The sequence below is a fragment of the Arthrobacter sp. 05N33_2 genome (genome assembly GCF_056397425.1).
Window position 1 is genome coordinate 87,483 of the sequence record NZ_JBFTNJ010000003.1, and the last position, 25,275, is coordinate 112,757.

21 protein-coding genes and 1 pseudogene are annotated in these 25,275 nt (G+C 69.1%); 8 read left to right on the top strand and 14 right to left on the bottom strand.

All coding sequences use genetic code 11. The features are described 5' to 3' along the window. Positions 1-174 precede the first annotated feature (174 nt). Positions 175-1,326: pseudogene (locus tag AC1DHX_RS04065) on the top strand (MFS transporter); the annotation flags it as partial. A gap of 114 nt (positions 1,327-1,440) precedes the next feature. Here AC1DHX_RS04065 and AC1DHX_RS04070 read toward each other — a convergent pair. Further along, a complete protein-coding gene (locus AC1DHX_RS04070; RefSeq protein WP_476859269.1) occupies positions 1,441-3,120 on the bottom strand; it encodes a DUF7059 domain-containing protein in 1,680 nt (559 codons plus the stop codon). A gap of 92 nt (positions 3,121-3,212) precedes the next feature. Next, positions 3,213-3,992, bottom strand: coding sequence for a MerR family transcriptional regulator (locus AC1DHX_RS04075; RefSeq protein WP_476859268.1), 780 nt, complete (start codon positions 3,990-3,992; stop codon positions 3,213-3,215). 244 nt (positions 3,993-4,236) lie between these two features. On the opposite strand from AC1DHX_RS04075, the gene AC1DHX_RS04080 reads away from it, so the two are divergent. Both AC1DHX_RS04080 and AC1DHX_RS04085 read left to right on the top strand, forming a co-directional pair. Further along, positions 4,237-4,695, top strand: a complete 459-nt coding sequence (locus tag AC1DHX_RS04080; RefSeq protein ID WP_223913613.1) for a hypothetical protein — start codon at positions 4,237-4,239, stop codon at positions 4,693-4,695. A gap of 110 nt (positions 4,696-4,805) precedes the next feature. Continuing rightward, positions 4,806-5,351 carry a DUF6023 family protein gene (locus AC1DHX_RS04085; RefSeq protein ID WP_476850232.1) on the top strand — a complete coding sequence of 182 codons (546 nt, stop codon included), beginning with the start codon at positions 4,806-4,808 and terminating at the stop codon, positions 5,349-5,351. 34 nt (positions 5,352-5,385) lie between these two features. On the opposite strand, the gene trhO is transcribed toward AC1DHX_RS04085, so the two are convergent. Beyond that, positions 5,386-6,279, bottom strand: coding sequence for an oxygen-dependent tRNA uridine(34) hydroxylase TrhO (gene trhO / locus AC1DHX_RS04090; RefSeq protein ID WP_476859267.1), 894 nt, complete (start codon positions 6,277-6,279; stop codon positions 5,386-5,388). Positions 6,280-6,396: 117 nt separating this feature from the next. On the opposite strand from trhO, the gene AC1DHX_RS04095 reads away from it, so the two are divergent. Further along, positions 6,397-7,089 carry a GNAT family N-acetyltransferase gene (locus AC1DHX_RS04095; RefSeq protein WP_476850234.1) on the top strand — a complete coding sequence of 231 codons (693 nt, stop codon included), beginning with the start codon at positions 6,397-6,399 and terminating at the stop codon, positions 7,087-7,089. Positions 7,090-7,251: 162 nt separating this feature from the next. Next, entirely contained in the window at positions 7,252-9,678 is a 2,427-nt protein-coding gene (locus AC1DHX_RS04100; protein WP_476855528.1) for a DEAD/DEAH box helicase, read from the top strand. A gap of 151 nt (positions 9,679-9,829) precedes the next feature. Here the strand turns inward: AC1DHX_RS04100 and AC1DHX_RS04105 are convergent, their stop codons facing one another. The 8 genes from AC1DHX_RS04105 to ssd form a co-directional block, all read right to left on the bottom strand. Next, positions 9,830-10,303, bottom strand: a complete 474-nt coding sequence (locus AC1DHX_RS04105) for an Rv3654c family TadE-like protein (RefSeq protein WP_476863708.1) — start codon at positions 10,301-10,303, stop codon at positions 9,830-9,832. Beyond that, positions 10,300-10,770 carry a TadE family type IV pilus minor pilin gene (locus tag AC1DHX_RS04110; RefSeq protein ID WP_476859265.1) on the bottom strand — a complete coding sequence of 157 codons (471 nt, stop codon included), beginning with the start codon at positions 10,768-10,770 and terminating at the stop codon, positions 10,300-10,302. The genes AC1DHX_RS04105 and AC1DHX_RS04110 overlap by 4 nt, the downstream gene beginning before the upstream one ends. Then, complete coding sequence (locus AC1DHX_RS04115; protein ID WP_476850273.1) at positions 10,767-11,093, bottom strand: DUF4244 domain-containing protein; 327 nt, start codon at positions 11,091-11,093, stop codon at positions 10,767-10,769. The genes AC1DHX_RS04110 and AC1DHX_RS04115 overlap by 4 nt, the downstream gene beginning before the upstream one ends. Positions 11,094-11,346: 253 nt before the next feature. Then, complete coding sequence (locus AC1DHX_RS04120) at positions 11,347-13,053, bottom strand: hypothetical protein (protein ID WP_476859264.1); 1,707 nt, start codon at positions 13,051-13,053, stop codon at positions 11,347-11,349. 339 nt (positions 13,054-13,392) lie between these two features. Continuing rightward, the gene (locus AC1DHX_RS04125) at positions 13,393-14,004 is read right to left on the bottom strand and encodes a type II secretion system F family protein (protein ID WP_476855525.1); all 612 of its coding nucleotides are present in this window, start codon (positions 14,002-14,004) and stop codon (positions 13,393-13,395) included. 16 nt (positions 14,005-14,020) lie between these two features. Next, entirely contained in the window at positions 14,021-14,920 is a 900-nt protein-coding gene (locus tag AC1DHX_RS04130) for a hypothetical protein (protein WP_476863709.1), read from the bottom strand. After that, on the bottom strand, positions 14,917-16,257 hold the full coding sequence (locus AC1DHX_RS04135; RefSeq protein WP_476859262.1) for a TadA family conjugal transfer-associated ATPase: 1,341 nt from the start codon (positions 16,255-16,257) through the stop codon (positions 14,917-14,919). The genes AC1DHX_RS04130 and AC1DHX_RS04135 overlap by 4 nt, the downstream gene beginning before the upstream one ends. Further along, entirely contained in the window at positions 16,254-17,363 is a 1,110-nt protein-coding gene (ssd, locus tag AC1DHX_RS04140) for a septum site-determining protein Ssd (RefSeq protein ID WP_476859261.1), read from the bottom strand. Before ssd ends, AC1DHX_RS04135 begins: the two co-directional genes overlap by 4 nt. Before the next feature lie 134 nt (positions 17,364-17,497). Here ssd and AC1DHX_RS04145 point away from each other — a divergent pair, with 134 nt between their 5' ends. Next, complete coding sequence (locus AC1DHX_RS04145; protein ID WP_476859260.1) at positions 17,498-19,240, top strand: bifunctional 3'-5' exonuclease/DNA polymerase; 1,743 nt, start codon at positions 17,498-17,500, stop codon at positions 19,238-19,240. Between the two features lie 80 nt (positions 19,241-19,320). Then, complete coding sequence (locus AC1DHX_RS04150) at positions 19,321-19,644, top strand: YegP family protein (protein WP_308288883.1); 324 nt, start codon at positions 19,321-19,323, stop codon at positions 19,642-19,644. Positions 19,645-19,729: 85 nt separating this feature from the next. Here AC1DHX_RS04150 and AC1DHX_RS04155 read toward each other — a convergent pair whose 3' ends face one another. From AC1DHX_RS04155 to AC1DHX_RS04165, 3 genes are all read right to left on the bottom strand, one after another. Further along, positions 19,730-20,410, bottom strand: a complete 681-nt coding sequence (locus tag AC1DHX_RS04155) for an NUDIX hydrolase (RefSeq protein WP_230008029.1) — start codon at positions 20,408-20,410, stop codon at positions 19,730-19,732. Beyond that, positions 20,407-21,177: an endonuclease III gene (gene nth, locus AC1DHX_RS04160; RefSeq protein WP_230008030.1), complete on the bottom strand. Its 771-nt coding sequence runs from the start codon at positions 21,175-21,177 to the stop codon at positions 20,407-20,409. Before nth ends, AC1DHX_RS04155 begins: the two co-directional genes overlap by 4 nt. A 96-nt stretch (positions 21,178-21,273) precedes the next feature. Then, entirely contained in the window at positions 21,274-22,761 is a 1,488-nt protein-coding gene (locus AC1DHX_RS04165) for a hypothetical protein (protein ID WP_476859259.1), read from the bottom strand. A gap of 431 nt (positions 22,762-23,192) precedes the next feature. Between AC1DHX_RS04165 and acs the strand changes: the two genes are divergently transcribed. Further along, positions 23,193-25,223, top strand: coding sequence for an acetate--CoA ligase (gene acs, locus AC1DHX_RS04170; RefSeq protein ID WP_476859258.1), 2,031 nt, complete (start codon positions 23,193-23,195; stop codon positions 25,221-25,223). The last annotated feature ends 52 nt before the right edge of the window (positions 25,224-25,275 follow it).

Consider the following 25,275-nt stretch of genomic DNA (forward strand, 5'->3'; position numbering starts at 1 on the left):
GCCCCGCCAAACTATGAAAGAAATGCTTGACATTTGTTTTGCCGCCGGACTAGGTTCCTTTTTATGAAACATACACTTCATAAATTGCCGGCATCCGCAGCCGGCGTGCCGCCCCTGTGGCGCAACCGCGACTTCCTGATTGCCGGCACCGCCCGGTTCGTGGCGACGGCGGGGATGGGCGCCGTCGTCGTCAGCGTGATGCTGCATCTGCAGAACGCGGCCGCCGCCGGCGAAACTCCTGTCGCCGGGCCATGGCTCGTGGCCGCGTACCTGCTCTGCTCAGCGCTGCCGCTGGTCCTCCTGGCCCCGTGGGCCGGCCGGCTCGCCGACACCATGGATTCGCGCACGCTGGCGACGGCGAGTTCGGCGGTCAGCGCCGCCGCCGTCGCCGGCATGGGCCTTGGCATGCAGTACCTGGAGAACTATCTGCCCGTGCTGTTTGCCATGACGTTCCTGCTCGACGCGGCCCAGTCCGTGGCCAGCCCCACCTGGCAGGCCCTGCTGCCGCGGATCGTCGGAGAGGACCGCACCCCCCGGGCCATGGGGACCATGCAGGCGACCATCATGATCGCGGGGATGGCAGGACCCGCCGCGGGCGGCCTGCTCAGCGGCTGGGGCGGGACCGGGCTGGTGTTCACCGTGGCCAGCGGCTGCTACGTCGCCATGGGGCTGGGCGCGCTGCTGATCCGCACCCGCCGCGGCACGGCGGCCGAACGTGCAGGCCAGGCGAAGCCCGCGCTGCTGGACGGGCTGCGCCTGATCCGCCGGGACAGCCTGGTCTGGGCCCTGGTCCTGGGGGCGATGTTCTTCATCGTCGTCGGCGAAGCCACCAACGTGCTCGAGGTGTTCCTGGCCCGCAACGAACTTGGCGCCACCGAAATCCAGTACGGCCTCCTGTCCGCAGCCTTCGGCCTCGGCATGGCGGCCGGGGCCGCGATGGCCGGCAGGATCAGGACGCCGCGGGTCCGCCTGCGCGTGCTGCTGGCCGCCATGACCGGAGCCTCGGCGTGCCTGGTCCTCACCGGGATCGTCCCGAGCGTGGAACTGCTTTTTGCGGCCTACACAGGGACGGGAGTGGCCTGCGGCGTCCTGAACGCCTGTTTCGGGGCCATCGCGATCCTGCGGATTCCGGAAAGCGGGCGCGGCCAGGCGATGGCGATTGTCGGCGGGATGACGCGTGCCGTCTCCATTGGCGCGCTGGCCCTGGGCGGTCTCCTGGGCGCCCTGGTGCCGGTCCGCGTCAGCTTCGTGCTCACCGGCGCCGTCGGTGCCCTGGTGGCCCTCGCCCTCACGGCGTACGTCCTGCCGCGGTTCGGCCGGGAGGACTCCGCCGCCAACACTCCAGCGGCGGCCAAGGCGGCAGCCGGGGCAGCGGCGGACGCGGCGTTGCCGGCCAAGGACGCGGCCGAACCGTTGTTGGCGGGCACGGCCGCGACGGTATCAGGCAGGCAGCAGGAAGCCGTCGCGGACGAGGTTCCCGACTTCCTCGAGCAGGCCGGCGCGGAACTCCGCGCTGCCAAACCCCTCGTAGCCGCCCAGCAGCGCCTCGAGGGCGCCGATGATCTGCCCGACGGACAGGTCGCCGTCGCACGCTGAGACCAGGCCCGCCAGCTCGGTACTGAGCAGGTTGGTGCGGCGCAGCCCGGCACCCTGCCGCAGCAGGATGACGCCGGGGTGTTCCGCACCGGGGCGCTGGTGCCGTTCTTCGGTGACGTCCTCCGCGACCAGCAGGTGGGCGGCGGCCAGATCATGGCCGGCCAGCCAGTCGGCACGCTCGACGGCGGCGCCCAGGTGTGGCCCTACCGGCTGTTCGATCGGGTAGGTGATCTCCTCGAAGCGCGACAGCACCCGCCCGGCGCCGTCGGCAGGCCTCCGCAGCCAGATCATGCCGAAGCCGATTCCGGCCACATTGCGCGAGGCGAAGTCGTCCAGGTAGGCCGCGTACGAGTCCTCGTAGAGCCGGCGGTCGCGGCTTTCCGAGGCGTCCTGCAGCCAGGTCTCGGCGTACTGCTCGGGGCCCACCTGCTCGCGCTGGATGAACCAGACGTCGGTGGCCGGGCCGGCCCAGCTCTGGGGCCGGTCGGCCCAGCCGGCGCCGGCCGTGATCTCCCAGTTGCCCAGAAGCTGGGCCGTTCCGCCCGGGGCAAGGACCGAGGGCAGCGCACGGACCAGCGAGGACACAATCTCGTCCCCCGGCAGGCCGCCGTCGCGGTACGTGAACTGGTCCGTGGCGGTCTCGCCCAGGCTGCGGGGGGTGATGACGAACGGCGGGTTGGAGACCACCAGCTCGAACTCCTGCCCCGCGACGGGGTCCAGCAGGGATCCGAGCCTCAGGCTGACGCGGGCGTCAAGGTCGGCCGGGTCCAGGTGCAGCTCGGCGGCGTTGAGCAGCAGGTTGAACCGGGTAAACGCCAAGGCGCGTTCGGAGATGTCCGTGGCTGTCACGTGCTCGGCGTGGTGCAGCAGGTGGAAGGTCTGGATCCCGCAGCCGGTGCCGAGATCGAGGGCCTTGGCAACATGGCGGCGGGCGGTGACCTGGACCAGGGTGGTGGAGGCCTGCCCAATCCCCAGGACATGGTCGTGACGAAGAACGCCGGCGCGCTGGTGGGCCGCGAGGTCGCTGGCCACCCAGAGGTCTGCTCCGCCAGCGCTGGTCCCGTCTTCCCCCACTGTCGGGTCCCAGCCGTACGGCCTGAGGTCCACCCCGGCCTGGACCAGGTCACCGCCCGCAGGCTCCACGAGCCCAAGTTCCACCAGCCCCTTGGTACGGATGCCGGGGAGGGCGGCGTCGAGCGTCGCCGCGGGCTGCGGTTCAGACAGAAGCCAGAGACGCACGACGCCGGCGAGCGCCGCCGTCGCCGGCTCCCCGAGGGAACGCCCGGTGACGATCAGGGCCGGGATGAGCTGGTCCCGGCCCAGGGCCGAGTGCGCGGCCTCGCCGAGCAGCTCCGCAACCCCGTCCACGGTGTAGCCAATCGCACGCAGGTCCGCGGCCAGGGCCTCGAGGAGGCCGGCGAGGTCGCTGCGCGGAGCGTCCGGGGTGTTGCCGGCCGTGAACGGGGCTGAGGGAGCCTGCGTTGAACGGGAGGGTGCGGCGGGGCCTTGCGCTGAGGAAGTCACCGGACAAGTTTAGTCCGGGGGGCCGGGCCATGGGGTGGGACCTGGGTTGGCCCCGTCAGCGCCGGGGCTGGGCTTGGGGCGTGCGGGTCCGGCTAGAGCTCGGTCTCGGCATAGATTTTCAGCGCGTCCCGGACGAAGGCGGCGCCGTCCTCACCGCCGTAGTTGGCGGCGAACCTGGGATCGGCCACGTACATCTCGCCGAGCCCCGTCACGTACCCCTTGATGCCACCACCTGCCGCCGGGCTGCCGCCCGCTGCGGGTGACGCCGGCGTGCCGGGGATTCCCCTGAGCCATTCGACGTGGCGCCGGGCCAGGTCCTGCGCCTGCGCGCTGTCCGCCGGGACTCCCGACGCCGCAGCAGCCGTCCACTCGGCACCGAGCTGCCGGGACTGTTCCGTCCAGGCAGCCTTCTCCCCGGCCCCCATGCTGCGCCACCAGGCGTCGGACTTTGCATAGGCGTCCTTGCCCCACCGCTGCTGGACTTCCTCCTGGTACTTGGTGTGGTCGAAACCGTCGAACATTTCCTCCGCCATGATCTTTCCTCCCGTTTGCAATGCCTCAATGGTGTGACGGACCGCGGCAATCTGCCGCCCCAGCCTGTCCTGTTCCTGCAGCAGCCACGCCAGGTGCCGGCCCAGTGCATGCTCCGCGTCCGCCTCGTTGCCGAGCACGTCCGCGATCGCCGGCAGCCCGAGCCCCAGGTCGCGCAGGAGCAGGATCCGCTGCAGACGGACCAGGGATTCCTGGCCGTAGTACCGGTAGCCGTTGTTGCCGGTGCGGCTCGGCCTGAGCAGGCCAATGTCGTCGTAGTGACGCAAAGTCCGGCCGGTGGTGCCGGCCAATTTCGCGATCTGCTGAACGGACCAGTCCATGCCTCCACCCTTCTGCTCCTTCGAGGCCCGCGTTCCTCGGACCCCCCACTGTTACCGTGCCGACCGGCTACTGCCGGCCATCGCTTCCGGTCGTCGCTTCCGGCCATCGCTGCCAGCCATCGCTTCCGGCCGTCGCTTCGACTCTAAACTTTGACGCAGCGTCAAAGTCAAGGGCCCGCAGGGAGAGGGTGCCCGGGACGTCGGCGCGGCCGGAGGGGAGCCTTCGAGACGGTAAGTTTGAGGCATGGTTTTCCCTTCCTCCCACGTCCCGGCCGCCCGCCTGGCAAGGCGGACGCTCAGCGGCGTGGCCGCCGCCGTCGTCGTACTGGCTGCAGCGGCATGTTCCCCGGCCGGTTCGATTGAGGGCGCCGATGTCCCGGCGTGGAAGGCCACCGCGCTGCCCTCCGCCCCGGGAACAGTGCTGGAGGATGCCGGAAAAATCCTGAACCGGGATCCGATCGTCCGGACCGCGTCCGGCGTGCCCGCCGGCACCTACACCTTGACCATGACCTGCGACGGCGGCGGGAAGGCGTTCTTCGCCGTGAGCCTGGACGGCAGCCAGCTCGCCGAAGCCGGAGCCGCCTGCAACGGCAGCCGCGAAACCGCCCGCATCAAAGTGCCCGCCGCGGGCAAGGTCACGCTCAGCACATCCAGTGTGGATGCCCCGCTTCTCTACGCGTACCACCTGGCGTCGTCCGAGTAGCACCCGCCGCAGCCCGGTTCGTGGCGTCCGGCCCGGCGCCCCGTGGACGCCTGTCCGACCCGGACCTTTGGCCTCTGGCGTTTGATTCCGGGCCGCCCTAATCTCAGGGTATGCCAACTGTGCCGGCGAGCAGGGTGCCGCGACGGCGCACCCCGGCGGCCGCCGTGGTGCTTTCAGTTGCGGTATTTCTCGGGGCAGTCCTGTCCGGCTGCGCCTATGAATACAGCGCCGACCACTGGGACGATGAATCGACCTCCGCTGCCCCTCCGCCGACCACTGACGCCGCCCTGCCCCAGGACCCCCATCTCAACGAGCCGGTGACGGGCGAGGAGCTGGATGACTGGGTCGATGCCGTACTGCCCGACGCCGAGGGGCAGGTCTTCCAGACGGGTTTCGGGACGCTGGAGGCGGACGAGGAGCGCAAAGAGACTACAGCCCAGCTGCCCAAGGGTACTTACGCCCTGACCCTGGCCTGCCGGAGCACCCGCCGCGTGTCCTTTTCCATCGAGAACGGTGAGAACGAACTCGTGGACCTGAGTCTCCGGTGCGGGACGTCCAGGGTGAACGTGGTGCAACTGGCCGCAGATGCGTCGCTCTCCATCAAAGTGGATGCGAACGCACCGGCAAACTTCGCGTTCCGGGTGAGCCGCATCTGAGGGTTCCCGGCCGGCCAAATGTCCGGCTCGCGCCTCAGGCGGCGCAGCCCTCGGGGCATCGCAGGGTGTCGGGGCTCGCGGCGCACCCGGCGCAATAGAGCGTCAGGGTCCGGCAGGACGGATTCGAGCAGTTTTCGAACTTGCTCGTGGGTGCCGAGCAGCGGACGCACTCGCCGATCGTCTTGGCGTCCCCGCTGAACTCGACGTGCATGCGCTTGTCGAACACATACAGTGAGCCCTCCCACAGGCCCTGGTCCTTGAAGGCCTCGCCGTAGCGGACAATGCCGCCGTCGAGCTGGTAGACCTCCTTGAACCCGCGGTTCACCATGAGGCTCGACAGCACCTCGCAGCGGATGCCGCCGGTGCAGTAGGTGACAACCGGTTTGTCCTTGAGGGCGTCGTATTTGCCGGAGTCGAGTTCCTTGATGAAGTCGTGGGTGGTGGCGACATCGGGAACGACGGCGTCCTTGAACTTGCCGATCTGGGCCTCGAACCCGTTCCGGCCGTCGAAGAACACGACTTCGTCGCCCTGCTGTTTCTTGGCTTCAATGAGTTCGTGGAGTTCCTCGGGTTTGAGGTGGGTTCCGCCGCCCACCACCCCGCCGGCGTCGACTTTGAGTTCGCCCGGGGCGCCGAAGGAAACGATTTCGTCCCGCACCTTGACGCTGAGCCGCGGGAAGTCCGCAGCCCCGCCATCGGACCACTTCACGTCGATGCCCTGGAAACCCTTGTACTCGCGCGTGGTTTTGACGTACTGCTTCACGGCGTTCAGTTCTCCGCCGACCGTGGCGTTGATGCCGTCCCTGGAAAGGATGATGCGGCCGGTTAGTCCGAGTTTTTCGCACAGGGCGCGCTGCCAGAGCCGGACGGCGTCCGGGTCCGGCAGGGGGGTGAATCCGTAAAAGAGGACAATCCTGTTCAAAGCCACGCTTTTAAGGGTACTTGCTGGGGCGGGCGGCCGGGCGACAGTCACAATTGGATAAGCAAGCGGCTTCCCCCGACCCGGCCCCTGTTGCTTGTGGCACTGCTGGAATACGCTCATCACATGAGTCTTGACGCCATGGTTGAAGACACCACTCACCTGCTGGAAATCTGGGTTGCCGGATGGGCCGGCTGCCGCGGATATGAGACGCGCAGGGAGGGCAGGTTCCCCGCGGCCTTTCGCGGTGACACCACCCACGAATGGGAGTACTTCGCCTACGATCCGTCCGACGCGGAGTTCGAGGCGCTGGCGGCAAAGACGGCCGAAGCGCCGGCCCGGGTCCTCACCATCCTCACCAACGATGTGGCCCGATTCACCATGCTGGGGCAGCGGAATGGGCTGCATGTCACCTCGGCCTCCCAAACCATGATGATCGTGGACATGGAGACCCAGGATTCGGAGGACCCCTGGCTTTCGGATGACGACCTCAGGCTCGAGACGTCCCGGACCGACGGCGTCCACCACGCGGTGGTCAGCGCCGGCGAGGACGTCGCCGCGAGCGGACGCGTGTTTGTGGTGGGACATACCGCCATCTTCGACAACATCGTGACGTCAGAGGCTTACCAGCGGCGGGGGCTGGGCAGCTTCATCATGAAGGCCCTGGCAGCCCAGGCGTTCGAACACGACGTCGACTCCGGGCTGCTGCTCGCCTCGCTGGACGGCCAAAAACTCTATTCGCACCTCGGCTGGCGCGAGGTGTGCCACGTCCTGATGTTGTCGACGTCAGACGAAGGGGCCGACCTGTCCGTGGGCTGAGGCGCCGCGAGCGCCGGCCGTCCGGCGGGCCTGAGCCCGGGGCAACGCGTTTGCCAGGCAGCCGCGCCGAAGCCACCGCGCGAAGCCGCAGCGTCTGCCGGGCTGAGTGCCGGGCTGAGTGCCGGGCATGGGCGATTTGAGGGCGGATGAAAGAATATGTGAGTGAACCCGCATGAGTCCCTGATTCCGTTGCTGGGCCGAGGTCCGGACCCGGAACAGCTGCGTCATGTGCGGACGATCCCCGCCCGCCAGGCCGTCAATGCGCCGTGGCCGCAGTGGTCCCACCCGGATCTCGTGGCAGCCTACGGTTCCCTGGGCATCCACGAGCCCTACCTTCACCAGGTCCGCGCCGCCGAACTGGCCCACGGCGGAGAGAACGTGGTCATCGCCACCGGCACCGCGTCCGGCAAGTCCCTGGCGTATCAGCTGCCGGCCCTGGACGCGATCCACCGTTCCGAGCTCAGGGTCCTGTCCGATCCCGGGAAAATCCACGACGACGGGGCCGTGACCCTCTACCTGTCCCCGACCAAGGCGCTTGCCGCCGACCAGCTCGCAGCGATCAGGGCACTGAAGCTCCCCACAGTCCGGGCCGAAACCTACGACGGCGACACCGATCCCGCGTCCAGGCGCTGGATCCGGGACCACGCGAACTTCATCCTCGCCAACCCGGACATGCTGCACTTCGGCATTCTCCCGAACCATGCCTGGTGGGCCAGGTTCTTCCGGCGCCTCCGCTACGTGATCGTGGACGAAGCCCACAGCTACCGCGGCGTCTTCGGCTCCCATGTGGCAAACCTCATGCGCCGGCTGCGTCGGATCTGTGCCTACTACAGCCCGGGCGGCTCGCATCCCGGACCGGTGTTCATCGCGGCGTCCGCCACGGCGTCTGAACCCGGGCAGTCCTTCGGCCGGCTGATCGGCGCGCCCGTGCGGGCCGTTTCCGAAGACAGTTCGCCCCACGGGTCCACGACGGTGGCGTTTTGGGAGCCGGCACTGACCGAACTCCGGGGCGAAAACGGTGCCAAGGAGCGCCGGACTGCAGTCGCCGAGACCGCCGACCTGCTGGCCAACCTGGTGTCCTCCCGGACCAGGACCATTGCGTTCATCAAGTCCAGGCGCGGGGCAGAGTCGATTTCCTCCATCGCCAAACGCCTCCTCGACGAGGTGGATCCCAGCCTGCCGCAGCGTGTGGCCGCGTACCGCTCGGGCTATCTGCCGGAGGAGCGGCGGGCCCTGGAAAAGGCGCTGCGCTCCGGTGAACTGTTGGGCGTCTCGAGCACGTCCGCGCTGGAGCTGGGCATTGACATTTCCGGTCTCGATGCAGTCCTGGTCGCAGGCTGGCCGGGCACCCGCGCGTCGTTGTTCCAGCAGATCGGCCGCGCGGGCCGCGCCGGCCAGGACGCGATCGCGGCCTTCGTGGCCAGCGACGACCCGCTGGACACCTACTTGGTGAACCACCCCGAGGCGATTTTCGACGTGTCGGTGGAGGCCACGGTCTTCGATCCCTCCAATCCATACGTTCTGGGCCCCCACCTGTGCGCCGCCGCCGCGGAACTGCCCCTCGGGTTCGCCGAACTGGAGCTCTTCGGGGCCACCGCTGAGAAGCTGCTGGACCGCCTGGTCCTGCAGGGCTACCTGCGCAAACGGCCGGCAGGATGGTTTTGGACCCATCCGCAAAATGCCGCAGCCATGGTGAACCTCCGGGCCGACGGCGGAGGTCCGGTGAGCATAGTGGATGCGGAGACGGGCTCCTTGCTCGGCACCATGGATTCGCCGCAGACCCATTACCAGGCCCACACAGGGGCCATCTATGTCCACCAGGGCGACAGCTACGTGGTCGAAGACCTGAATGAGGACGATCACTGTGTGGTGGTGCGGCGGGCGAACCCGGACTACTACACGACCGCCCGGGACGTGACCCAGATCGAGGTCCTTGAAACGCAACGCACCACCCAATGGGGCGATGTGGCCGTGCATTTCGGCGATGTGAAAGTGACAACACAGGTGGTCTCCTTCCAGCGCAAGGCGTTAATTTCGAACGAGATCCTCGGCGAAGAACCCTTGGAATTGGGCGCCAGGGACCTGTTTACCAAGGCGGTCTGGTTTGTCATGGACAACCGCTCGCTGACCGGCGCTGGGCTGATCGAGGCACAGTTCCCCGGAGCGCTGCATGCTGCCGAGCACGCGGCCATCGGACTCCTTCCGCTGGTGGCCTCCAGCGACCGCTGGGACATCGGCGGAGTGTCCACGGCCATCCACGCCGATACCGGAGTGCCCACCATCTTTGTCTACGACGGCCATCCCGGCGGGGCCGGCTTCGCCGAACGCGGATACGACAAGGCGAGGTTGTGGCTGACCGCCACGCGCGACGCCATCAAGGCCTGCGAATGCGAGTCCGGCTGCCCCTCCTGCGTCCAGTCACCCAAGTGCGGCAACAAGAACAACCCGCTCGACAAGGACGCTGCCGTCACACTGATCGATGTGCTGCTCCAAGACGCCACCGACCTCATGCACGCCGGCAATCCCGGAACAACGGCCGCCGCGGCCGGGACCCCGGACGATCAGCCCGCCCAGCCGCTCCGMGCCTGACCACGTCTCAGCGGCCGGTTCGTGGGCGGCGGCCGGCAGGTTCGGAGCCGGGGCGGCAGGCAGGTTCGTGTGAGCCGGGCGGCGGCAGGGCTGCACGCCAGGCCGCAGACGGCTGCGCGGCTTCTGGCGACCGCCGGAGTTGGTGCATCTTTCACGGTGCTGGCCCGTTCCCGGCCGCAGGGGGCGGTCCGGCCCTGGCCAGTCCCGTGGCCGCCCCGAGGAACGGTCCGGCGCTGAACTCGGTGCGCACCTGAACGGTGTCGTCCGGTCCTTCGGCACAGGCAGCCAGCGTGGCGTTGTTCTTCAGCGCGACCTCTCTAGCCACAGCGCAGGGTTCGCCGGACGTGATGCCCCGCGCGGCATCCGCCGCAGCCAGCGCTGCCAGATCGGCGGCCGCCGCAGCCCTCGATGCCGCAACGGCCGATTCGGCCAAAAGAAGCAGCAGGGCCAACGCCATGATGACCACCAGTCCGAGTCCCAGGGCAAGGACGGTCCCCGACCCCCGCTCTGACGACGTACACCGGTGCCGGGCGTGGGCGGGTTTCGGGCTCCGGGGTCGCGGCCCGCGGGCACGGACAGGTGCAGGTGCAGGTGCAGGTGCAGGTGCAGGTGCAGGCGACATCATGTGCCGCCTTGCCACGGGGAACGGGAGACGCCTTTCAGTTCGGGCTCGTCCAGCCCGGGCCGTTGTGCCGCGCCGGGAGCCTCCGCACGCGCCCACGCGCTGGCGCTGAGGGCCCAGGGAACCAGGGAGCCAACGGCCCCGGGGACCCGGCCGGAAACGGTGACCCTGTGCCACTCGCCGTCGTGCGTCACCTCGGAGTCCGCCGCGTCGCCGGCGAGACGGCGGACAATCTCACCGACTTCGCCTGCCGCGGCTCCCCTCGCCACCGCCCGGGCACCGCCGCGGGCCGCTTCCTCAACCCGCAGCTGCATCACCCCGGCCGCCGAACCCGCGAGCAGCACGGAGAGCAGGAGAACGACCGAGGGCAGCGCGACGGCGAACTCAGCAGTGACGGCCCCGCGGCACTCCCCCGTCGGCGGCGGCTCCCCCCGGCCGCCGCTCCCCCGGGCGCGCCAGAGTCCGTTCATGGCAACGTGAGCGCCGTCCGGATGAGGTTCAGGAGGAACCCGCGGACCTCATCGCTGCGCATGATGAACACGAGGACCCCGGCGAAACCCACGGCGGCCAGGGTTGCGATGGCATATTCAGCGGTAGCCATTCCCGCCTGTGCGGCCGGCGGCCCTGTGCGGCCCCGCGGTTGAACGGGAACAACCGAGCTGGCGCCGGGGTAGATCTCATAGACCTCCGCAACGCCGCCCTCCCCTGCTTCAATGCGACGTGCAGCGGGAGTGTCCTGATTTGTTGACATCTGCTTTCCTTCCACGGGACACCGGCGTGATCGCCGGCTGATTCGACTCTCCCGGCTTGCACGTCGCGCCATAAGCCCCGATGGCAGCTAAGTGGAAAACGTGCCCGAAGATGCCGTCGTGGCGGCCTGTGGAGGAGAAGTGTCTGGCCCATTCCGGGCGGCCAACGGCCGCCAAACGCAAAGCCCTGGTCCGCCGGCGTTTCGCCCGGGCCAGGACAAGGCTGAACCCGAGGGGCTGCGGTCCGCACTGCGACGACAGCCCCTCGGGTTCAGTTGGTGCGGGTCACCCGCGTCCCTAAGGCAGGAAGTATCCCGCGAGGTCGGCGATGAGGTGTGAGGATCCGGAGGACCGGTTGAACAACGTCACCTTTCCGTCTGAGCCGACGGGGACCGAGACCAGGTTCGGCACAGTCTGTCCGGCGGAGAAGTTCAGGTTGGACGCGTCCGGACGGGTGGAACCGGAGGGGTAGGCGGTGATGTAGCCGATGGACTGGGGCGACACGACCGTCAGGTTGAAGACAGCCGCCAGGACGCTCGAGGGGATGCCGTTGGCGCCGGCAATCTGGAAGGACACCGTGGAGTCCGGGCGAACAGCCGTTGCGTTTCGGGTGTCGAGGATCCTGGATGGACCCGTGGCCTTGAACGCACCGGTGGCTGACGGCGTGCCGCCGAGGTAGTAGCCGGCAACGTCTGCGATCAGGTGCGAACGTCCGAACGAACGATTGAGCAGTGTGACTTTTCCGTCTGGACCGATGGGGACCGTGACCAGGTTCGGCACTGTCTGTCCGGCGTTGAAGTTGAGGTTAGACGCGTCCGGACGCGCCGAGCCCGAAGCATAGGCCGTAATGTATCCGATCCTTGTTGGCTCGGTCACTGTGAGGTTGAAGACCACAGCAGAGGCAGATGCCGGTATGCCGTTGGTCCCCGCAACCTGCAGGGACACAGTGGAATCCCCTGCAAGCGCCGTCGTGGACCGGGTGTCCAGCAGCCGCTTTGGCGCGAGGCTTTGGAAGGCGCCCGGCGTCGCTGGCGTCCCCGTGACGTAGTAGCCGGTGACATCGGCGATGAGGTGGGTTGTGCCGGAGGATCTGTTGAACAGCGCCACTTTTCCGTCCGCACCCACCTTGACCGTTACYAGGTTGGGCACGTTTTGGTTGGCACGGAAGTTCACATTGGATGCATCCGGCTTTGTTGTCCCGGAGGGGTAGGCGGTGATGTAACCAATGGATTTTGCTTCAGTGACGGTCAGGTTGAAGACGACCGCCGCGACATTTGCCGGGATCCCATTAGCCCCTGCAACCTGGAAGGAGACGGCCTTATCGGCACCCACCGGCACCGTTTTCCGGGTGTCGAGGAACCGTTGTGGGGCAATCGGGGCAAACGTTCCGGGCAGCTGGGCGGCCGCCTTTCCGGCCTTGATAACGACGTCGTCAATGAAGCTGTCGCCTGCCTGCCGCCGGTGTTCGGCACCGAGTTGCATCTTGGTGACCGCGGTAAAACCCGTGGCGATCTGCTTGCTGGAATACAGGAGTTTGCCGTCGAAGATCACCTCGACCGTGGAGGAGGCCCCATTTGCGACGACGTGCGTGACGATATGGTGCCAGGTGCCGAGAGGGACATTGACTTTCATCGGGGTGTATCGGAGGGTTCCGTCGGGCGCCGCGACCCGCAGCCACATCGGGCCGACGCCGCCGTTGGATCGGTAGACGTCTATGAACCGGGTAGTCCCGTTGAAGAAGCGGAAGTACGGGACGTTGTTGCCGGCGACGCCCTCTTTGGTGATGTTGAACCAGCCGTCGGCGTAGACCTCATTGTTTCCGGCAGGAAGTGGTGCGGAAAAATTGGCCACCGACCCGGCATCCGTGGTGACGTGAACAAAGGCTGAGCAGCGGCCCGAGTGCTGCTGTGCCGAGGAGACATCGGCAGTGCCTGTCCCCGCGGTGAATGCGGCGGCGAAGCCTGCAGTGGTGAGGCTTCCGGACTCGAAGTTCGTGGCAATCACCGTTGTGCCAGGGTATTGGTTGGTCGGTTGGGGTGCTCCCGGCTGACAGGTCGGTACGGCGGCGGACGCCGGACTGGCACCGACCGCCAAACCGGTCAACACTAGTAGGTTGAGCGCTGCAATCACGCCCGCTTTATACAGTCGAATCATTGATCTGCCCCCCTGGCATGGCTCCCAGTTAGTACGAGACCCCAGATACTCCGGGATTCGAGGCGCCAAGGAGGTGCTGTGAGAAGCCGACGCACGAGACCGCTCATACTCCGACGGTGCCTGCCCCAAAGGTATCCCCCAGCAACTTGAATAAACCTTGGGCCCGGGGTGATCCCCGGGCTGCCGGCATCACGCCCGAAGCAGCCCCAGGAGCACGGGCACGACGCCGAGGCAGACGAAAGCCGGCAGGGAGCACAGGCCCAGCGGCACCACGAGCTTCACCCCGAGCGTGGCCGCGCGCTGCTCGGCGGCCCTGTTGCGTTCACGGCGGAGCCGGGCCGCCTGGGCATAGAGGAGCGCTGAGGAGGGGGCGCCGGTAAGCGCGGCGAAGGAAAGAGCGTCGCGCAGGGCCTGAAGTTGGGGCGCCCGGGCACCGGAGCTGCGCCATGCCGTGCCCCAGTCCGCACCGATTGCGAGGGCTGACACAACCGGCCGAAGCTGCCGCCCGAGTTCCGGTGGCATGAGGGCGGCCACGAGGTCGAGGGACCGGCCAAGTCCGGCTCCCGCATCCAACATGGCGCCGATCAGTTCCAGCATCATGGCGGTGTCCCGCAGGCCCGGGAGGCCGTGACGTCCGTGCCGGCCGGCGTCGTGGACCGTCGGGCGCCGGGCGGCCCCGCCGGCAGGGGCCCGAAGCTGGCGCCGGAGCCGCCGGCGGACACGGCCCGGGCGGGCGAGGACGACTGCGGCTGCCCCGGCAAGGCTCGCTGCCATCACGAATCCGGCAAGTTCGGGCCTCACGGCGACCACCGCGGAGTCACGTTGGTGCTTCCGCCGCGGCGCGGACGAGCCTTGCGGACCACAACCGGCCGACGGCGGTCAGCGCCACGCCTGCGGCCAACGCCGCGAGGCCCCAGGGAGTTCCCAGCAGTGTCGCCACCGGGTCCACGCCGAGCAGCAGGCCGAGACCCAGGCCCGACAGGGGCAGCCAGGTCAGCAGACGAACGGTCGCGCGGGGGCCCGCCAAGGCCGTCTGCCGCGCTGCCTCGGCGTCGTCCTCCGTTTCAAGGTGGGCGGCAAAGCGCGCCAGGACATCGGCCAGGGGGCAACCGCTGGCTTCAGCGGTGTCAAAGCATGCGGCGAGCTCGCCCCACACACGCACGTCGCGGCGGGCCCGGATGCCGACGGCACCAGTGGTGACCGTGACGACGGCGCCCGCACCGGCAGTGAGCGCGGAGACCTCGCGGCGGATGGCCGCGGCCACGGAAGACCCGCGCCGGGCGGCGGCACGCGCGGCTGCGAGGATCCTGCGGGACTCCGGGCCGAGGACCGTGCCGGCGCCGTTTGCGGTGCGGGGCTGGCCGGCGCTGTGAACTGCGGCCTGGGCCGCCGGCCCGTCCCGCGCGGTGTCACCGCCGTACAGGGCCCACAGTTCATCCCACAGCCGGGCGGGGATGCGCCCTCCCTTCAGCAGCGCGGCCAACTGCTGGACCAGGACTGTCATGGGGACGGGCCCGGCATCGGGAGATCCCCTGCCGCGCCAACGGGTCATGCCCCCGACGGCCCGTCCTGGGCGGGATCCCGGGGACCCGTAGGCCGCGGGAGCTCGCGTGCCCGCGGCGTGCAAGGCCCTGCGGGTACGATGGCCGGCCGCGCGCGGGGTGGGAAATGCCAGCCACACGGCCAGGACCAAAACGACGATGAGGAAGACGGTCATCGCTGCGTCCAGGGCTGGAGGGATTCGCGGCCGGAACCCGGCGGCCGTCCTGCCGGCAGCGCCGCCTGCAGTCCGGAGGGGTCCGCCCCGGCCAACCCGGGATCCAGGCCGAGACGGCGCGCCAGCAGCGGCCAGGCTCCGCCGAAGCGGAGCTCGCCCTGTTGGATCTCCAGTGCGGCGGCGACAACCAGGCCCGAGTCTAGGACCTCCATGATTCCAACGCTCGCCACCTGGCGGCCCGATTCGGTCCGCTCGACGTGCACGACGACGTCGATCGCGCTGGCGACCTGCAGCCGTACCGCGTCCTGGCCCATGCCGGCGAGCGCGCCGAGGGCCGTCAGCCGGGCAGGCACAGCCGCCGCCTCATTCGCGTGGATGGTCCCGCCGCCTCCGGTGTGTCCGGTGTTCATCGCCGAGAGCAGCTCGCGGACCTCGGCGCCGCGGCATTCGCCCACCACCAGCCGGTCCGGCCGCATCCTGAGGGCCTGGCGGACCAGTTCGCCCAAGTCGACGGCGCCACCGCCTTCCAGGTTTCCGTGCCGGGATTCCAGCGCGACGACGTGCGGGTGGACGGGATTCAGTTCTGCGGCGTCCTCAATCAGAACGAGTCTCTCCCCGGGGTGGCACAATCCCAGCAGCGTCGCCAGTAACGTGGTCTTCCCCGAACCGGTGGCCCCGCTGATGAGGAAGCTCAGCTTGGCCGCCACCATGCGTTCGAGCACGGACTGGACCAGGCTCCCGGGCGACCCGGCCCCGAACATGCCGGCGCGCTTCAGCTCGGGCATTGAGAAGACCGTGGCCCGGCGGATCCGCACGCTCAGGAGGGTCCCGGCCGTGGAAATGGGCGGCAGCACCGCGTGCACCCGGTAGCCGCCGTCGAGCCGGACATCGACGCACGGCGAACCGTCATCCAGGCGGCGGCCACCGGCTGCCACCAGCCTCGCGGCGAGGGCCCGGATCTGCGGTTCCCCGGAAAAGACGACCGGCGCCTTTTCCAGACCGCGGCCGCGGTCCAGCCAGACCGAGTCCGGCCCGTTGACAAAGATGTCTGTCACGGCGGGATCACGGGTGAGCGGTTGCAGGGGGCCCAGGCCGTTCAATTCCGCGCTGATGCTCTCCACTGCGGCCAGGGCGCCGGCCGTGCCGAGCAGCCGCCCGCTCGCCTGGACCGCGGCCGCCACCCTTGAGGGGGTTACCGGGGAGGCATCGGCCATGACGGACTCGCGCACGGACTCGAGCAGCGTCTGGTCGAGAAATCCCTGCGAGCGGCGGCGGCCCGGTGCCCGCCGGGCGGGACGTTCCGGTTCGGCCGGTTCTACGGCCGCGTGGGCACTCATGAGCCGTCTCCGCCGTTCAGCTCAAGGAGTCCGGCCGCGAACCGGCGGACGGCGCGGTGCCGGCCGGTTTCGAGAAGGCGGCCGAGTTCCGTTGCCCCGGCCAGATCCTTGATGTCCGGCATGATGCCCTGAAGGACAAGCCCCACGGAGCCGGCGATCAGCGGCGCATCCAAAGCGGCGCCGCGACTGGCCCGGACCACGAGAGCGGTGTCCACGGGTGGAAGCTCCTGCAGCAGCCAGGCCGTGGCGACGGCGGCCCGCAGCCGGGCGGGCGCCACGACGATAATCCGGTCGCATTCGCCGGCGAAGGCCCGCAAGGACTCCCGTTCCCGGCCGATATCCAGCACCACCAATTCGCAGCCGCGGCGTGCGGCGTCAAGAACCGCGGCCACGGTGGTCGCGTCCACCCCGGCGGCTTTGTCACGGGTTCCCGGCCACGACAGGAAGGAGAATCCGCCGGCGACCGGCAGCGACTCCTCCAGCTGGGCGGGGTCGATACTGCCGCTCACCCCGGCCAGATCCGGCCAGCGGAGCCCGTGGGTTTCCTCGGCGGCCAGCGCAAGTTCCAGGCCTCCGCCCCGGGGGTCGCCGTCGATCAGCAGCACCCGGATCCCGGCCCCGGCGGCGGCCTGCGCGATCCAGATGGCGGCGGTCGTGGCCCCGGCACCGCCGCAGCCGCCGGTGAGACCCAGCACCAGGCCGCCGGCTTCCGGGGCGCGGGACCGGCTCAGGTATTCCGCCAGCCAGGCGGCCGCGTCCGGCAACACCGCGACGCGTTCGGCCCCGACGGCGGCGGCCAGATGCCATAACCCTTCTCCGTCACCTTCGAGGCCGAGCATCACGGCAGGGGTCCTCCGCCGGGGCGGCAACCCGCGGATGTCGCTGCCCACCAGCACGGCGGCCGCGGCGTCCCAGAACGGCGCGGCCTCGGCAACGTCCTGCACCGTCCGCAGCTGGCCCCCGGCTGCTGCGACGATGCGTTCCACCTCGCTGCGCAGCACATCGGCGCCGGTTACGAGCAGGATTTCCGCGGAATCCCCGGGGGTCCAGGGCTCATGCGCCCGCGGTGGCGGTGAGCCTGGGCCACGGTCCTGGTGCCTGTTCATGCTGCCACTGTGCCCGGGCCGGGACCGCAGCGGAACCGCCGTCGTGGGCTATGTGGACAAGTCCGGCGTCTTTCCTGCACCGCGGCCGGGGACCGAGCACGGACCACGTCCCGGAGCAGGGCAGAATTGATCCTATGTATCTGCTGCTCGCTGCCCACGCCGACGGCGCGGCACTGCAGCAGCTCACGGCCGATGGCGCCCCCGAACCCTCCAATCCGGAACCCCGTGTGGTCAGGGCCGGCGACCTCGCCGGAATTGTGCGCGAGTTTGAGGAGCGGCACCCGCGCTGGATCTGGCACCGTACGCAGGACTGGTATCCCGCGTTGCTGCGCGCCGGGGTGGAACTCGAGCGCTGCTACGACCTCACCTTGTGCGGTTCGATCCTGGCCCACTCGGAGTTCACCGCCCACACCGGCTACGCGCAGGCGGCGGAGAAGCTGACCCAGGACGACGAGCTGAACCAGCCCCCGCGGGGGCTGCAGCCTCCTGCCCCGCCGCCGGAACAAGGGGCCCTGTTTGATGCCCCGGCCTCCGGCCGGGGTCCCGGCCAATCCCTTGAGGCTCTCCGCGCCGAGTACGCCGCGCAGCAGGAGGCCCTGCGCCAGGCGGGACCTGCGCCCGGAACGGCCTCCGGCACGGTCGTCGTCCCTGACACCGGCCGGCGCCAACGGCTCCAGCTGCTGCTCGCGGCGGAATCCGCCGGAGCCGTGATCGCCGCCGAAATGCAGCACACCGGCGTCCCGTGGCGGGAGGAACTCCACGAGCAGATTCTCGCAGAACACCTCGGACCCCGCCCGGCTCCCGGTCAGCGTCCGGCCAAACTCGAATCGCTCACGGCCGAACTGAGGCTGCTGCTGAAGTCGCCCGCGCTGAACCCGGACTCGCCGCAGGAGCTCATGCGCGCCCTGCACCGCAACGGTATCGAAGTTAAAACCACCCGCCAATGGGAGCTGAAAGAATCCAGCCACCCCGTGATCGTGCCGCTGCTGGCCTACAAGAAACTGGCCCGTCTCCACGCGGCCAACGGCTGGGCGTGGCTTGATACCTGGGTGAAGGACGGCAGGTTCCAGCCTGAGTACGTGGTGGGCGGCGTGGTCTCGGGCCGGTGGGCGTCGCGGGGCGGCGGGGCGCTGCAAATCCCGCGCCAGGTCCGCGGCGCGGTCCACGCCGATCCCGGCCACAAACTGATCGTTGCCGACGCCTCGCAGCTGGAGCCGCGCGTGCTCGTGGCGCTGGCCCAGGATTCCAAAATGGCCGAAGCCGCCCGGGACAAGGACCTCTACGCCGGCATTGCCGCCCAAGGCTTCGGCGGCGACCGGGCGAAGGCGAAGGTGGCCCTCCTTGGAGCAATCTACGGGGCGACCACGGGCGAGTCCGGCCGGCTGATGCCGCAGCTGGCCCGCACCTACCCCCGCGCCGTGGGCTTCGTCGAGCAGGCTGCCCGCGACGGCGAAGCCGGCAGGACCGTGACTTCGCGCCTGGGCCGGAGCAGCCCGCCGCCGTCGGAGCGCTGGCTGCAGAGCCAGCACTCCACCACCGCGGAAGAGCAGCGCCGGGCGGACTCGATCGCACGCTCGCGCGGCCGCTTCACCCGGAACTTTGTGGTCCAGGGCTCGGCCGCTGACTGGGCGGCATGYTGGCTCGCGGAATTACGACGGAGGCTTCGCGCCATACGGTCGGACGGCGCAGCCGCCGGCGAACTGGTGTTCTTCCTCCACGACGAGGTGATGGTCCACTGTCCCGAATCCGCCGTCGGGGATAGCATCAAGGCGATCGAGGACTCCGCAAATGCCGCGAAGGAGCTCTTGTTCGGCCGCATTCCGGTGGAATTTCCGGTCAGCGTGGCCGTCGTCGATTCGTACGACAATGCCAAATGAGTGACCGAAGTCACCGCCTGTAACGTACCCGTCGGTAGCGTTGTGTGCGCTCCGTCACCGGGCTACCCTCGGAAAGGCCGGTGAATTTCCCGTACGATCCGCCGGCTATTGCAACGACGCAAGGATATTGGGGAGGCACAGGTTTGGCTGGCATTTTTGAGATCGCGCAAGCTGGCGACAAGGCTTATTTCTTCAGGCTGACGGCGGCGGATGGCACGGTAGTGGCCGTGTCCCCGCTCTTCAGCTCCATCAAGAGCGCGGCGGCGGGCATCAACGCCGTGCGCGAGAACGCCGCGACCGGCCTGGTTGTGGATCATTCCGGCGCTCACAGGCGGGTCGCCTCCAGCAGGTCGGGAGGACGGGCGATGGCTCCCCTGGCAGGCAGCCCGGTGGCTGCCGGCTAGGCGGCCGCAACCCCGTTGCTGCCTGGCAGGCAGCCCGGTGGCTGACAGCCAGCGGACCGGCCGGCGGGCCGGCGCCGCGCGGGGTTCACACATCAATCCCGTAGAGCCGCGCGCGGTCCCACGGCACGGCCCAGCCCAGCTGTTCAAAAAGCTGGTTCAGGATCATCCCGGTAAAACCCCACACCACGACGCCGTTGACGGTGAAGGCTGGGCTCTGGAATGTCTGGCCGGCCCGGCTGACCGTGGCCATCACCCTGTTGTCCGGGTCCAGCAGGTCCCTGACCGGGACCCGGAACACCTGCGCGGATTCACCGTAGTCAACCACCCGGACCGGCGACTGGGCAGCCCACCAGGCCAGGACCGGCGTCACCAGGAAATTGCCCCGGGGCAGGGCCAGTTCAGGCATCACGCCGAGTACGTCCACCCCCGCAGGGTTCAGGCCAGTCTCCTCCTCCGCCTCGCGGAGGGCCGCGTCCACCACGGACTCACCCGGATCGATGCCGCCGCCGGGAAACGCCACCTGCCCGGGATGGTCCTCCAGCGTTTGGGCCCGCTGCAGCAGCAGCACGTCCAAATCGGCCGGAGCCAGCAACTTCTCGGACACAGCGGGGACGTTGTCGAGCGCACCAAAGAGCATCAGCACCGCTGCCCTACGGACCCGCTCGCCGGGTTCGACGGCGAGTTCCCGCCAGCGCGGATCCGGGGCCGGCGCCGTGCCCGCCTCCACCGCGGCAACGAGCTCGACGAGGTCCTGGCGCGCGGTCACGGCTGTTTCCTCTGCGATTCCATCCGGATTTCCGCGGCGCGGTGCGTCTCGGCCAGCAGCCGGGCCAGCAGTTGCTCCTGGCCCGGGGCGAGTTCGTACTTCAGCAATTTCTTTGACTTCTCCGGGTCGGTTTCCCCCATGCCGTAGCTGGGGCACCAATTGGCCACCGCGCAGGCGCCGCACGCCGGCTTCCGGGAATGGCAGACACGGCGGCCGTGAAAGACGACGCGGTGCGAGAGCATGGTCCAGTCCTTCGGCTCGAACAGCTCAGCGACGTCCGACTCGATCCGGACCGGATCATCCGACTCGGTCCAGCCAAAGCGCCGGGCCAGCCGGCCGAAGTGGGTGTCCACCGTGATGCCCGGGATGCCGAAGGCATTGCCCAGCACGACGTTCGCGGTTTTCCGCCCGACGCCGGGCAGCGTCACCAGGTCCGCGAGCCGGCCCGGCACCTCGCCGTCGTACTCGTCCACCAGCCGGGTGCACAGCGCCAGAAGATTTCTGGCCTTGGCGCGAAAGAAGCCGGTGGGCTTGATGATGGCCTCCAGCTCGGCCGGATCCGCTTCCGCCATCCGCCGCGCATCCGGGTAGCGCGCGAACAACAGGGGCGTGATCTGGTTGACCAGCACGTCCGTGGTCTGCGCGGACAGCACCGTGGCTATCACGAGCTCGAACGGCGTGCGGAAGTCCAGCTCCGCGTGGGCATAGGGGTACTGCTCCGCGAGTTCCCGGTTGATCCGGCGCGCGCGGCGCTTGAGCGCCAGCATTGACTCCCCCGACGCCCGCGGCGCACCCGGCTTGGCGCTCCCCGGGATCGGGTTGCCGGGTTCCGAGCCGCCGGATTCCGTGGTCACGGCGGCGGACTAACCGCGTTCGATGTTGCTGAGGTCCCGCAAAACGCCGAGCCGGCCGTCGGTGTGCTGGACCAGGAACTCGTTGCCGCGGTCCTCCAGGGCAAGGACCCAGCCGCCGGGTTCAATGACGAACGCCGGGGCGCCGGTGCGCACATCGACGGCGGTGCGGGGCTGCGCGACTGCGAACCAGAAGGCCTCGTGCACGGGGTGGACATCATCCTCCGCGGGCCGGCTGGCGGGATCAACGGTCGCGCCGATGGGTTCCTGCGGCCGGACCTGTTCCTGCGGCCGGACCTGGGGGTTGACCGTAGTGGGGGCACTGCCGCCGGTGGCGGCCGGCACGCCGGCGGCCTGGGTCTGTTCCGCGGCCTGGGTCTGTTCCGCGGCGGGAGCGGTCTGTGCAGCCGCACCAGCGGCACCATCGGCGGCGGCACCAGCGGCGGCGGCACCGGCTGCAGCAGGGACGCCCGCGGTCCGGGTCTTGTCCGCGGCGGACGGAGCAGACTCCGGAGCCGGGGCCTGCGTCGGGGCCGCCGATGAATCCGTAGATGCCGGCGCTGCCGCGCCGGCGGCTGGCACCACGCCCGAGATCTGGGTCTCCGGTGCGCCGGGCGCGCCAGCGCTGGGGGCCGCGGCGGACGCCGCACCCGCCGAAGATGCCCCGGCAGAGGGCCCGGCAGGTGTGGTTGCCGCCGGCGTGGCCGTCTGGCTGCCGGTGGCCTGACGCTTGGCCCAGCCCGCGGCCTCCCCGGAAGCGGCTTGGCCGGACGCAACCGGGCCGGACGCAACCTGGCCCGATGCGGCCGCCAGAGAGGCGCCCGCCCCGGCCGCGCCGGACGCACCCGCAGCGTCCTTGGTCAATTTGGATTCCTTCGGTTGTTTCGGTTGCTTCGGCGCCTTCGGTGCCCGGGGCTTTCGCACCGGGACAACAGCTTCGCGGGCAACCACGTGGGCAGGCGCGTCCTCCCGGCCCAGGAAGTCGCCGGCAAAGAACGGGATCCAGCGGCCCAGCACCGTGGCGGCGAAGAGCCCCAAAGCGCCCAGGAGCGCGATCAGCATGCTCGGCACGAACGCCCCGGCGGCGGCGAGGAAAAAGAAGGCCAGCGTGAAGGACGCTACAACGGACGCGAACTGGTCGATCGACAGGGATCCGATCCGGATCTTGGTCGACGGGCTGAGGCGGCGGGCCACAAACAACGCGGTGACAATGAGGGGCAGCACGATGCCCAGGCCCAGGAAGAAGAGGCTGCCCAGGTTCCAGAGGTTGTAGGCGAAGGCAAACATAGGAATCAGTGAGGCGATGAAAAGAAGCAGCGTGGAGCCGAAAACGGTGAGGTCACGGATGGTGAACGGGCCGAGGACGGCTTCGTTCTTCTTCCCGGTCTTTTTGTCCACCGTGAAGCGTGGCGCATCCCCGAACCCGGCGGGCCCCGGCTGCGCCGTTCCACCCTGGTTCTGGGCGGGCGCCCGGAGCTGCCCGTTGTCTTGCTCGTTCATTCCGTATCTCCTTAGCATGGCGGCGCCCTGGACAGCGCCGTCTAACGGCAGGCAAGGACAGGACCGCCAGCGGTCCTGTCGCCTCCATCGGATGTCACAACTTCATCTCAGCCTAGCCAAGTGAATGGCCGATCACTAGCTGACAAGCCGTGGGCGGACGCAGCAGAATTCCCCAGATTTCCGAATCCCGGACGCTTGCCCCGGCCCGCCGTCCGGCGCCGGGGACAGACCACTCGGCGCTTAACGAACACCGCTCACGGTGCTGTTTGTGACGGGGCGCACGTTTGGTCGGACCCAAGTATTAGTGTTGATTCCAGACAGCGCTAGCGGCACTGCCGCCGTCTGCCGCCGCCCGACGTCGCGCATGCGGCCCGGCGCGACGGTGGCGAGCACGGCCGCGCAGCCCGGATCGATGAATGATGAGGTTCACCATGTCCCAGCAGACACCCGGCTCCACGGCCACGCAGACACCCCAGGGCGATGCGTTCGAAAACCTGTCCCAGGAGAACCGCCGTTTCGCGCCGTCCGCCGAGTTCGCCGCGAACGCAGTGGTCACCGCCGCCGATTACGCAGAGGCCGACGCCGACCGTCCGGCGTTCTGGGCGAAGCAGGCCCGGGAGCTGCTGAGCTGGTCCAAGGACTTCACCCAGGCGCTGGACTGGTCCGACCCGCCGTTCGCGAAGTGGTTCGTCGGCGGCGAGGTCAACGCCGCCTACAACGCCCTGGACCGGCACGTCGAGGCCGGCAACGGGGACCGGGTGGCCATCTACTTCGAGGGCGAGCCGGGAGATACCCGCACCTACACCTACGCGCAGCTGACCGAGGAGGTGAAGAAGGCCGCGAACGCGTTCGAGTCCCTCGGCGTGGCCAAGGGCGACCGTGTGGCCGTGTACCTTCCCATGATCCCCGAGGCCGTCATCACCCTGCTGGCCTGCGCCCGGATCGGCGCGATCCACTCCGTGGTCTTCGGCGGCTTCTCCGCCGAAGCCCTGCGCTCCCGGATCGACGACGCCGAGGCCAAGCTCGTGGTCACGGCCGACGGCACCTACCGCCGCGGCAAGCCCAGCGCGCTGAAGCCGGCCGTCGACGAGGCGTTGTCCCACGAGGGAGACGGCACCGGACACACCGTGCAGAACGTCGTAGTGGTCAAGCGCAACGGCCAGGCCGTGGACTGGCACGAGGGCCGGGACCACTGGTGGGCGGACACCGTCGGCGCCGCGTCCCCCACACACACCGCCGTCGGGCACGACTCCGAACACCCGCTCTTCATCCTCTACACCTCCGGCACGACGGGCAAGCCCAAGGGCATCCTGCACAGCACCGGCGGCTACCTCACCCAGGGCGCCTACACGCACAAGGCGGTCTTTGACCTCCACCCGGAGACCGACGTCTACTGGTGCACCGCCGACGTCGGCTGGATCACCGGGCACTCCTACGTCGCCTACGCCCCGCTCATCAACGGCGCCACCCAGGTGATGTATGAGGGCACCCCGGATTCCCCGCACCAGGGCCGCTGGTGGGAAATCGTGGAGAAGTACAAGGTCTCCATCCTCTACACCGCCCCCACCGCGATCCGCACCTTCATGAAGTGGGGCAAGGACATCCCGGCCAAGTCCGACCTCTCCTCGATCCGGGTCCTCGGTTCCGTCGGCGAACCCATCAACCCCGAGGCCTGGATGTGGTACCGCGAGGTCATCGGCGGCAACGCCGGCAAGAACGGCGAGCGGAAGGAAAACCCCGCGCCGATCGTGGACACCTGGTGGCAGACCGAGACCGGGGCGCAGATGATCGCCCCGCTGCCCGGCGTCACGGCCACCAAGCCCGGCTCGGCCCAGGTCCCGCTGCCGGGCATCGCCGTGGACGTCGTGGACGAACTCGGCGAATCCGTACCCAACGGCCACGGCGGCTTCCTCGTAATCCGCGAACCGTGGCCCGCCATGCTGCGCGGGATCTGGGGCGACCCGGAGCGGTTCAAGGAAACGTACTGGTCCCGCTTCGAGACCATGTACTTCGCCGGCGACGGCGCCAAGAAAGACGAGGACGGCGACATCTGGCTGCTGGGCCGGGTGGATGATGTGATGAATATTTCCGGCCACCGCCTCTCCACCGCAGAAATCGAATCCGCACTCGTGTCCCACCCCGCGGTGGCGGAAGCCGCCGTCGTCGGAGCCGCGGACGAGACCACCGGACAGGCCGTCGTCGCCTTCGTGATCCTCCGCGCCGACGCCACGGACACCGGCGACGCGATCGTCCAGGAACTCCGCAACCACGTGGGCAAGGAAATCGGCCCGATCGCCAAACCCAAAACCATCCTCGTGGTCCCGGAACTGCCCAAAACCCGCTCCGGCAAGATCATGCGCCGCCTGCTCAAGGACGTCGCCGAAGGCCGCGAAGTCGGCGACGCGACCACCCTGGCAGACAACACCGTCATGGCCCAGATCGCGCAGTCGCTGAAGAAATAGCCGGCTCGTTCCGATAAGGGTTCGTCGGCTGTGTTTGGCTGGCCTGTTTGTC

Excerpts from the sequence above, each read along its gene's own strand:
- acs (WP_476859258.1), top strand. The coding sequence starts at position 23,193 with ATGTCCCAGCAGACACCCGGCTCCACGGCCACGCAGACACCCCAGGGC.
- AC1DHX_RS04110 (WP_476859265.1), bottom strand. The coding sequence starts at position 10,770 with ATGAACGGACTCTGGCGCGCCCGGGGGAGCGGCGGCCGGGGGGAGCCG.
- AC1DHX_RS04135 (WP_476859262.1), bottom strand. The coding sequence starts at position 16,257 with ATGAGTGCCCACGCGGCCGTAGAACCGGCCGAACCGGAACGTCCCGCC.
- AC1DHX_RS04075 (WP_476859268.1), bottom strand. The coding sequence starts at position 3,992 with ATGGACTGGTCCGTTCAGCAGATCGCGAAATTGGCCGGCACCACCGGC.
- AC1DHX_RS04165 (WP_476859259.1), bottom strand. The coding sequence starts at position 22,761 with ATGAACGAGCAAGACAACGGGCAGCTCCGGGCGCCCGCCCAGAACCAG.
- AC1DHX_RS04080 (WP_223913613.1), top strand. The coding sequence starts at position 4,237 with ATGGTTTTCCCTTCCTCCCACGTCCCGGCCGCCCGCCTGGCAAGGCGG.
- AC1DHX_RS04130 (WP_476863709.1), bottom strand. The coding sequence starts at position 14,920 with ATGACCGTCTTCCTCATCGTCGTTTTGGTCCTGGCCGTGTGGCTGGCA.
- AC1DHX_RS04105 (WP_476863708.1), bottom strand. The coding sequence starts at position 10,303 with ATGATGTCGCCTGCACCTGCACCTGCACCTGCACCTGCACCTGCACCT.
- nth (WP_230008030.1), bottom strand. The coding sequence starts at position 21,177 with ATGCTGGCGCTCAAGCGCCGCGCGCGCCGGATCAACCGGGAACTCGCG.
- AC1DHX_RS04095 (WP_476850234.1), top strand. The coding sequence starts at position 6,397 with ATGAGTCTTGACGCCATGGTTGAAGACACCACTCACCTGCTGGAAATC.
- AC1DHX_RS04085 (WP_476850232.1), top strand. The coding sequence starts at position 4,806 with ATGCCAACTGTGCCGGCGAGCAGGGTGCCGCGACGGCGCACCCCGGCG.
- ssd (WP_476859261.1), bottom strand. The coding sequence starts at position 17,363 with ATGAACAGGCACCAGGACCGTGGCCCAGGCTCACCGCCACCGCGGGCG.